This window comes from Hyphomicrobiales bacterium, from assembly GCA_030688605.1.
GTDB lineage: Bacteria > Pseudomonadota > Alphaproteobacteria > Rhizobiales > NORP267 > JAUYJB01.
Window position 1 is genome coordinate 1 of the sequence record JAUYJB010000159.1, and the last position, 5,889, is coordinate 5,889.

Annotated in this window: 7 protein-coding genes; all 7 read right to left on the minus strand. The window is 61.8% G+C overall.

The window, feature by feature from the left end; genetic code table 11:
- Window positions 1-56 precede the first annotated feature (56 nt).
- On the minus strand, window positions 57-761 hold the full coding sequence (locus Q8P46_16785; protein MDP2621804.1) for a hypothetical protein: 705 nt from the start codon (window positions 759-761) through the stop codon (window positions 57-59).
- A gap of 15 nt (window positions 762-776) precedes the next feature.
- On the minus strand, window positions 777-1,895 hold the full coding sequence (locus tag Q8P46_16790; protein MDP2621805.1) for a DUF4043 family protein: 1,119 nt from the start codon (window positions 1,893-1,895) through the stop codon (window positions 777-779).
- A gap of 13 nt (window positions 1,896-1,908) precedes the next feature.
- Window positions 1,909-3,096 (minus strand): hypothetical protein, encoded by a 1,188-nt coding sequence (locus Q8P46_16795; GenBank protein ID MDP2621806.1) that lies wholly within the window; start codon window positions 3,094-3,096, stop codon window positions 1,909-1,911.
- Window positions 3,097-3,239: 143 nt separating this feature from the next.
- Window positions 3,240-3,791 (minus strand): hypothetical protein, encoded by a 552-nt coding sequence (locus Q8P46_16800; protein ID MDP2621807.1) that lies wholly within the window; start codon window positions 3,789-3,791, stop codon window positions 3,240-3,242.
- The gene (locus Q8P46_16805; GenBank protein ID MDP2621808.1) at window positions 3,791-4,258 is read right to left on the minus strand and encodes a hypothetical protein; all 468 of its coding nucleotides are present in this window, start codon (window positions 4,256-4,258) and stop codon (window positions 3,791-3,793) included. The genes Q8P46_16800 and Q8P46_16805 overlap by 1 nt, the downstream gene beginning before the upstream one ends.
- On the minus strand, window positions 4,249-4,404 hold the full coding sequence (locus Q8P46_16810; GenBank protein MDP2621809.1) for a hypothetical protein: 156 nt from the start codon (window positions 4,402-4,404) through the stop codon (window positions 4,249-4,251). Before Q8P46_16810 ends, Q8P46_16805 begins: the two co-directional genes overlap by 10 nt.
- A gap of 65 nt (window positions 4,405-4,469) precedes the next feature.
- On the minus strand, window positions 4,470-5,889 hold a 1,420-nt coding region (locus Q8P46_16815; GenBank protein MDP2621810.1), incomplete at its 5' end, for a hypothetical protein.

Consider the following 5,889-nt stretch of genomic DNA (forward strand, 5'->3'; position numbering starts at 1 on the left):
GGGGGCCGGCTTGCGACCGGCGCCCGTCTCTTTTTACGCTACAGTGTGTCCTTCTCCTACGCCTGCGTGATGATCGGCGTTCCGCTCACCAGATTGCGGTAAGGCAGGAACACATACCCTTCGGCCGTGTCTGATGCGGCCGAAAGCGTCCACGTCAGGCTATCGGCTGGCGCGATATACTCCACCGCGTTCAACAGAGCACCGTTCGTGTCCGCGACCAAGCCCGTCGAAGTCAGCGAAAGCAGGCTCACAAATCCGTCTGCATCGCCGCCATCAGCCGGCACAACTTCTCCGGTTCCAACATCGACGGTTTCTCCGGCGTCTGCCGTCACGACCTTCACGTAGGGGAACGGCTGCATCACCATCCCCACGATCAGGTCGAGCCCCGTGTCGACTTCGGTGTTGTCGCTCACCTGGTCGTCGATGCTGAACGGGAACACGAGCATCTGGCTGCGATTCGAGCGATCGATCGGAACCTCGTGCAGCTCATCCGGCCCGACGCTCCACAGTTGCGTGGCAAAGCCCTCGCCAGTCAGGATGAACAGGTCAACCGCGTCCACGGTGTTGGCCGTGTAGAACTCCCCGCTGCCCCTGGTGAGGGAAATGGGGTTCGTCAGCGCAGCGCCGTCGGCATCGGTCAGCGCCAGTTTCGCGCAATCGCCGGCTGACGTAATCAGGCACTGGCCGCCGGAGCCGATGATGCTGGGCCCGGCAAACGCGCCGATCGGACGGTCTTGGAGTTGGAACTTGTACTTTCTCATGATGGTCTCCTTCTCCTAGTTGGCCGCGGCCGCAGTTTTGATCGAGACGATGCCGTAGTCCTCGCGGGCATTGGCGTCGTACTTCGACTTGTACTGCGGCTTGAGCATGCCGATGATGCGATGAATCCCCAGGGCCGGACGGTTGCCGTAGTCGGTGTTATCCGACTCGTCCATGCCCGGGGTGCCGTCATCCAGTGAAGCGTACCCGAGGGATTGCGCACCCATCAGGAAAGCCTGCGCGCCATGGATGGTGCTGGCAGCGCCCCAACGCGAGCCGGAATCCAGACCGAGGGTGTTGAACACCTTCTGGTGGTCGTAGATCACGACTTCGTTGATCACCTTCTTCGCGTTGTTGAACAGCGGATTGTCCATCCCGCGCGGCATGGCTTGCGCCTGAATCGCCTTGTAGTCGGAAGTCTTTTCCAGATCCCGGCATTGCTCGGTTGAGAGCACCAGGATGTAGTAGGACTTGCCGCCTGCGCGGATCGGACGGATGCGCTTCCTCTTGGCAAACGACTTGGCTTGGGTCACCAGATCCCAAGTCATCGTGTCGGCCGCGACCAAGGTCGCTTCGGAGGTTGCCACGCCGCCGTAACTGATGCGGTTGGTTGAGGCTGCCGCCACGTCCCCCGCAAACGCAAGCGAGGGAATTTGGCTCGTTGCCCGCGTAGACCCGTCGGTGTTCAACGTGAAGGCGCGGCCCGCGGCCGTGAGGAACAGCAGTTCGTCGAGAAGATCCGCCAGCCAGAAGGCGAGCACATCGCGCGCCTGGACCCGGAAGCGGATTACGGTTGCCTGCTCGGACATGCGACCCTTCGATCTGCAGCCATTGCGAAGCTGGTCGATCTGGATGGTCTGCGCATCCGCCAGGATGGGCTGCTCGTTGCCCTCCAACTGATTGTCACCGACCACGCCGCCGGAGATGTCCCCAATGAGCGGCATGACCGCCTGGGTTCCCTTCTCCGTCTTGGTGAGTTCGGTGATTTTCTGGATCGGCTTTGACGTGTCATCGGTCGAGTTACCCATGAACCCGTTTGACATCCAGAAGTTATCATCGCGCCCCTGCTTCGATACGTGGAGCGAGTAGATTTTCTTCTGAATGTCCGTCAGAGAGCCGAAATCGGTAAGTGCCATGTCGATTCCTTTTTCAGCGTGTCAAGCGGACGGACTTTCCCATCTGCTTTTGGACAAAACCGGGATTGGCTTCCAACCAACGGATGGCCGCGTCCTCGCCTTGAGCAAGAGCCGCTGATGCCTGAGCCTCGGTAGGCTCACCGCCGGTCGCCCCGGAGCCTGTGTTTCCGATGTTGGGAGGGTGATTCCCCGCAAGCACGAGTTTCGCCTCGCGCTCCGCAGCCGTTGGCTGCGCCGTCACCGTTGAACCAGTCGCTGCACCTGTCCCTGCACCGTTCCCGCCTGCTGCTGTTCCTGCTGCTGCCGGTTTCCCGTAGACCTGTGTGGCCAAGGCTCCCATCCGCTCGCGCAAGTCGCGCGTCCCGATCGCAGTGCCGCGCTGGATGGGTTTCCCCTCCATTTCGGCTTGCTCGTAGGCGATCTGCTCAAACGGTTTGAGTTGGGCTGCCGTCATCGTATTGAGAATCGGGTACTTCTGGATGAGGGTTGTCACATGCTCCTGCAGGCCAAGATCGTTTGCCGGCTGCGCATTGGCGATTGCCGCCTCTGCCGCCGCGATAGAGATAGCGCGTTCCCGCGCCTGTATCTGGTTGGTCTGCTCGGCATACTCGCGCATCGTCATCCGGCCGCCGTCGACTTCCTCGGCGATCCTGATGCGCTCGGCTGCCAGAGCCGCGAACTCCTCATCGGGCGTTTGCTCAACGGCCGGTTGGCCGGCTTCCCCAGCTTCGCCTGAAAACTTCTCCGGGTCGACCAAGGTCTTGAGCACGCGATTCTCGCCCTGCAACACCAGATTGGCTGTTGCGATTTCCTGATTCTTCTTACGAAGTGCAACGATGGCCGCAGTAGACGCATTGTGTCCTGCTGCCGCTGCTGCCGCGGTGGCGTCGGCAACTGCTGGTGCCTGCGCTCCTTCGGTCGCTGCGGTGCCTGACTTCGGCGCCGTACCCGTTCCATCGGCTGCTGTGCTGCCCGCATCCGGTGCCTTGCCAGCGGCTTCCGCTTCGGCCTTGACCTGAGCCTCGAGCTTCGCAAGCTCTGCGTCCTCGTTCGCAAACGGGTTCTCAGGCGCCGTCTTGGCCGCCTCCGCTGCGCTCGACTCGGCTGGAGCTGCTACTACCCCAGGAGTGCCTTCGGCCTCGGCTGCTGCGATTCCAGCCTTGGCAATTTCGGTGTTGGTGGTGTCTGCTTTCTGGTCCATGCTTTCCGTCCTTTATTACAGGGTGGATCCACCCGACACGCCCGATATCCGGCGACGATTTGCAGGGGATGACGCCCCGGCGCGCGAATAGCCCGATTGCCCCCGGCCGCGGGGTCCTGCCGCCACAAAGTTCGATGTCCTGTTCATTGGAGCGTGATGTCCGGTGCTTCAGCCAAATGCCCGGGGCTCGTCTTCTCGCCCTGCGCAACATTGACCTGTTGAGAATTCGTCATTTCAAGGTCCCGCTTCCACTCAGAATACACTTTGTAGGCTGAACAGCAATGCCGCTCCCAGTCCGAGAGGGTGTACTTTTGCAGCGCGATAAACGGCTTGTCGCACTCGATCGGGATCTGGATGTCGCCCTCCTTGTCCTTCCAGAGCATGTAGAACACGCGCCCGCCTTGAACCCATCCGGCGAGCCACGCGCCGCCAAACGCGCATTGCCGATCCAAGTGCCGGCATACCTCTTGGGCGTACAACTGGCGGTAGTCCTTTGGCGCCCAGCGATCGGCGTTCGACGAACAGAAGATCCACTTCCCATCCGCCGTGTAGGTCCCGATCCAGTAGAGAAAATCTGGGGACTCGTTGATCTCCATCCAACCGCGCACGCGAGCGCGCAGCCACTGCTCCGGCATGCGGTGAAGCTGCTCGCCTGTATCGGCGAGGATGATCTGCGATGGCTGCTGCTCGTCCATCACGCGCCCTGCTCGGTAAGAAGTTTCACGGTGAACACTTCGAGTGCGGTCGGGGTGTAGGCGTTTCTCGCCACCAGAACGCCGTAGAGCTTCTTGTCCGGAGTGCAGTAGGGGATGTCGAGCGCCTGCTGCTGAATCACGCCGTTGGCGCCGCCCAGCTTGAAGTTCGCGCCCGACGTTCCATCGAACGAGATCACGGCTGCGCAATCGAGCATCTGGGCATCAGTGATGGCAAACGCATCGTTGTCGGCAGCGATCGTAGGCTCGTTCTCGAAGAGCATCAGGTCGAGGCTCGGTCTCGTCACCGCCGCAATGCTGTCGATGAGAAGTGCGCCACGGATACGCCCGAATTGCTCGGTCGAAAACTCCATGGCATCGCCCACGGTTGCGCCAACCACATCGCCTTCCGTGTATGGGGTCGCATTGTTCGGCCGCGTGACCGATCCGACCGATATCTTTACGCCCATGTTCGTCTCCTTGAAAACAGTGCCCGTACCTCTGCCGCAATCTGACGTGGCTTGAACAACTGGCGACGGCGCAACTCTTCCTGCACCATGGCCTCGAAGCGCGCTTTCTCGCGCTCGATCTTGCGGTCCCTGCGTTCCTTGCTCATGCCTTGACTCCATTCTGGAACCATGCCCACCGCCATTCAGACGGCGGGCATGTCATGCACGACTACTACGCTTTTGCCGCGAGCTTGGCCTCGAGCGCTTCGCAGCGCGCGGCAAGCTCCTTCACCGCGTTGATGAGCGGATAGATGAAAAGGTCTGGCTTGACCCTTTGCCGTCCGTCCGCATCCTCGCTCCAACCACCGAACACGGCGCCCTCTGCCGCGTCGATCGCAGCCTTGACTTCCTGCGCCGAGACGCCGAGCACCGGCTTGGTGGTGTTCATCACGTGGTCTTCCACAGGGCGCACCCACTCTGCCGGCCATTCGGATGCCGGCCGCGGCGTGTACTCGATCGGGCTGATGCGTCTGATGAAGTCCAGCCCCAGCTTCGACTGACCGAGTACGTTCTTACCTCGAACGTCGGATGTCACAGACCACGCCCCGCCGCCGCCGACCTTCCAGTCGATGAGAACGTTGTCGCCAGCGGTCCCAACGATTAAGGTGTCAGCAATGCCGGTAACGTCGTAACCAATTACGAATTGGTCGCTCGTCCCGCCGGCAGCAGCACTGATGTTGTTGCCGAGGAACACGTTGTCCGTGCCTGTCGTGGTGATCAGACCCGCATTGGTGCCGAGCGCAGTGTTCAAGGCGGCTGTGGTCACGGCACCGAGGGCTCCCGCACCAACTGCGACGTTCTCGCCGGCAGAACCGTTAAGCGTCGACAATGCCGCAGTCCCAATCGCCACGTTGTTGTCGTCGGTCGCGCCGGCAGCAAGCAACATGGTATCGGCGCCAATGGCGACGTTCCCATTGCCGGTGATGTTCGCCGCCATCGCATTGAAGCCAACTGCCACGCAGTCGATCGCGGTGGTTGAGGCCAGCATCGCGTTCGAGCCGACGGCGACGTTACCGCCGCTTGCAGATGCGTTGGCAACCAAGCCGGCATTCGCACCGATCCAGACGTTGTCATCGTCGGTAGCACCAGCTTGGGCGCCGCCAGCATCTTCTCCGATCGCCACATTCCTCAGGCCGGTGACGTTCGCATCGAGCGCCCCAATCCCGACTGCCGTGTTTCCGGCACCCGTGCTCGCCGCAAGCGCATTTTTGCCGACCGCGGTGGCTCCTGCGCCGGTTTGGTTTGCGCCCAGAGCGTTGAAGCCAACCGCCGTGCAATCGACGGCGGTGGTCCCTGCGTTGAACGCCGTCGAGCCAACGATGGTGTTGCCACCTGAGGCCGATCCGTTTGCCAGCAGACCGGCGTTATGGCCGATGAACGTGTTGTCATTGTCGGTCGCGCCGGCTTGCGCACCACCGGCGTCCAAGCCGACGGCGACGTTTCTCAAGCCCGCGACGTTGGCATCGAGCGCGCCTGCGCCCACTGCCGTATTGCCATCGGCAGTGCTCGCCCCCAGCGCGTTGAAGCCAACTGCTGTCGCGCTGATGGAAGTCACGGCCGCATCCAGGGCCTTCGATCCGACAGCGGTGTTG

Coding starts and splice junctions, on each gene's coding strand:
- Q8P46_16795 (MDP2621806.1), bottom strand. CDS start 3,096: ATGGACCAGAAAGCAGACACCACCAACACCGAAATTGCCAAGGCTGGA.
- Q8P46_16785 (MDP2621804.1), bottom strand. CDS start 761: ATGAGAAAGTACAAGTTCCAACTCCAAGACCGTCCGATCGGCGCGTTT.
- Q8P46_16790 (MDP2621805.1), bottom strand. CDS start 1,895: ATGGCACTTACCGATTTCGGCTCTCTGACGGACATTCAGAAGAAAATC.
- Q8P46_16800 (MDP2621807.1), bottom strand. CDS start 3,791: ATGGACGAGCAGCAGCCATCGCAGATCATCCTCGCCGATACAGGCGAG.
- Q8P46_16805 (MDP2621808.1), bottom strand. CDS start 4,258: ATGGGCGTAAAGATATCGGTCGGATCGGTCACGCGGCCGAACAATGCG.
- Q8P46_16810 (MDP2621809.1), bottom strand. CDS start 4,404: ATGAGCAAGGAACGCAGGGACCGCAAGATCGAGCGCGAGAAAGCGCGC.